At 41.3% G+C, this 2,687-nt stretch carries 3 protein-coding genes; all 3 read right to left on the minus strand.

The window, feature by feature from the left end; genetic code table 11:
- Positions 1–233 precede the first annotated feature (233 nt).
- The 3 genes from ADA42_RS02540 to ADA42_RS02550 all read right to left on the minus strand — a co-directional run bounded on the left by ADA42_RS02540 (position 234) and on the right by ADA42_RS02550 (position 2,531).
- A complete protein-coding gene (locus ADA42_RS02540; RefSeq protein WP_048763441.1) occupies positions 234–854 on the minus strand; it encodes a hypothetical protein in 621 nt (206 codons plus the stop codon).
- 85 nt (positions 855–939) lie between these two features.
- Entirely contained in the window at positions 940–2,115 is a 1,176-nt protein-coding gene (locus ADA42_RS02545) for a CsgG/HfaB family protein (RefSeq protein ID WP_048763442.1), read from the minus strand.
- Positions 2,109–2,531 carry a hypothetical protein gene (locus ADA42_RS02550; protein ID WP_004941648.1) on the minus strand — a complete coding sequence of 141 codons (423 nt, stop codon included), beginning with the start codon at positions 2,529–2,531 and terminating at the stop codon, positions 2,109–2,111. Before ADA42_RS02550 ends, ADA42_RS02545 begins: the two co-directional genes overlap by 7 nt.
- Between the last annotated feature and the right edge of the window lie 156 nt (positions 2,532–2,687).

Below are 2,687 nucleotides of genomic sequence, written 5' to 3' on the forward strand. Positions count from 1 at the left end.
CAAGGTTGGGGTCGCGAGTTCGAGTCTCGTTTCCCGCTCCAGATTCTAAAAAGCCCTTATCGAAAGATAGGGGTTTTTTTATGTCGTTTATAACGATATGTAATTGTATGACTGTAAAGCAGACTCAAATCTAGAAAACGTTTAAAATTAATTACTCGATGGCTGTTTTAAAATAAAGAAGGGCCTAACAATATGACTAAAGTTAGGACCCTGTAGAATCAAATGTGAGGGTATTACTTCACAACAACAGAAATACCACCTGTGTTCACTGCACCCACTGCGGAAGTACTAATACCATTGATCCGGTTAACTAAGCCCGCGGTATTGACCGATGCATCAATTGAACCTGAGTTGTAGGCAATGTTTGCCGCACTGTAATTGCTGAGTGTTTCATCGAGTGTGTTTTCAAAGTTCGCTCCATAAGCAGAGTTAAATGCGCTACCGTAAGAACTACTATTTGAATGCCAACCCCAGCCCGAAGTTCCTGAAGCAGCACTAGCTGCAGCCATAGACCCTGCTACTGCACCAGAACTAGTAGCATTCAAACTGCCTTGTTCCAAATAAATATCGCCAGTATTGGCTGCACCTAAAGCAGATGTTTCAACCGCAATGGTATCTCCAACATTTCTGAGTGAGTTGAATGCTCCCAAAGTATTGACAGATGCATTTACATCACCTGTATTCACAGCGACATTAAATGCGGTACTGGTCGTGTTATCTGCATATCGAGCTAATGCATTGATGACACTTGTCGCACCTGAATTAACGCTGATCTGCATAGGGGATGCATTCGCCATAGCTGCGGTTGAAAGGAAGGCTGCGGCTAAGGCAATTTTTGTGATAGTCGTTTTCATAGTTGTATTCCTTTTTTGTTTTGAAGTACTCCTCGCTGAGTACTTCTTTTTTATAATGGTAGCGAGCCCATTTACTGCAAATTCTTTAGTCGCGCTGAATGCTCGACCAGTAGTTGTCTTCAAACCCAGGTACCGCATCGGTCAGGAGTTTTTCTTGTTCAGCATCACTGTTTTCTGAAACCACTTTCGCTGGTGGCGTAACCACTGGTTTCATGCTGATGTACTTGATCAGATCTTTCTTATTCAGTTCAGAATCGCCATCTGGATTACTAATCAAGTTCGATTCTTTTTCCTTCATGGGCTGTATATCTTTATTGGGTACATTGGCCGGTTTATTTTTTTCAGTCGACGGATTTGTTTTGGTCAGTGAGGATTCTGTCACGCCACTGGTCACTGGTGTTTTTTGCTGCTGTGTCTCTTTATATTTGTAGAGTGCCACCGAACTCTGGGTGAGACTTAAACGCCCAAATTCGGGTGGAATGGTGTTACGACAGCCTTCAAATGTGGATGGCGGCACGACCTGACTAAGCAGCTCAAACGTGGCTAGATTGAGCATTTGACGCAGTGCAAAATTGGTTGCTTCACGTTCACCTTTACCAATTTGAATGTTTAAAAGTGTTCGTCCTGCAAAACGACCCGCGCTAATCCCGTAATCTTGCGCGACGATTTGTTTTTGCAAAGATACATTCCCCACCACTTTACTGGTACGTGCATCGGTTAAGGACAAATCAAGACCAACGATAATCCGGGTCTGACTGTAATTTGGCCCTACTCCACCAATTTGCATATCAAAACCACCACCTGGGATAAAATCCAAACTATTAATACTGCCTGTCACATAGTAATTAGAAGCTTGAATCATACGCGGATCACGAATCCCCCATTTGGCTTCACTTTCAATAATGCGTGGGTCACGTCGGTTGAGTAAACTCACACCCGCACGGAACAAGGCCGACTGCACCATATCTCCTGCACCTTGAGTGACCAATTTACCTGTGCCACCGTCAGTCACGACATCCTTACCTGTCTGATCTAAAATGGCACCTACAGAAAAATTGACGTCATTGCGTATTTGACCTTTTAAACACGACAATGCCATGTCAAAAGGAGTAAAAATGTCTGTAATTGCTGGCCCTTGAACGAGGCTTACAGGTTCTTTATTTGAAACCGCTAAGCCAGTACAACCGCTCAGGAAAGCGCTGAAAAATATCGTGGTACCCACCGAAGATATTTTGATTTTATTGGAAGTAAGATTCAGCATAGTGGTACGTCCGAGTGAGTGCTTAAATTAGGGCAATTCTGATTTTGTTGTTGTGTACTCGAATTGATTGACCCTTCATTAAAGGCAGAGGTTGAAAGTTTTATACCACTGTTATTTGAACCATTAATTGTGAGTGAGTTCGTCGAGGTATCGAGTGCTCCAATCGACGTTGAACTGGTATTGTTTTGCGTTTCAATATTATTGGTGGTATTTACATTGTTGGTGGTATTTAACGTTGTTTTTCCCAAGCCAGAATAATAATCAGAATCCATAAGCTCAATTAAATTGGCTTGATAAAGGTTTTCACTAGATCGTGTGCTTGATGCTTTCCAGCGGTAGCTCCAGTCATCGGTAGCATGTGTATTTCCTAAAAAACACAAACATATTAAAGCGACATTGATTGCTGATAGTTTCATAATCTTTACCGTCCTTTTTTATCTAGATCTTTTTCTAATTAGCTTCCTTCCACAGTTAATAATTCTAGAAAATAATTTTTATAAATACAAAACAAATAAAATAAAGCAACCTAAAAACACAATTTACCCTCAATCTATTTAAAGCATATATTATTG

The organism is Acinetobacter sp. 243_ASPC (genome assembly GCF_001054715.1).
Classification (GTDB): Bacteria; Pseudomonadota; Gammaproteobacteria; order Pseudomonadales; family Moraxellaceae; genus Acinetobacter; species Acinetobacter soli.

What these genes read in the sequence shown, in the direction of transcription:
- ADA42_RS02540 (WP_048763441.1), bottom strand. Translation starts at nt 854, where the DNA reads ATGAAAACGACTATCACAAAAATTGCCTTAGCCGCAGCCTTCCTTTCA.
- ADA42_RS02545 (WP_048763442.1), bottom strand. Translation starts at nt 2,115, where the DNA reads ATGCTGAATCTTACTTCCAATAAAATCAAAATATCTTCGGTGGGTACC.
- ADA42_RS02550 (WP_004941648.1), bottom strand. Translation starts at nt 2,531, where the DNA reads ATGAAACTATCAGCAATCAATGTCGCTTTAATATGTTTGTGTTTTTTA.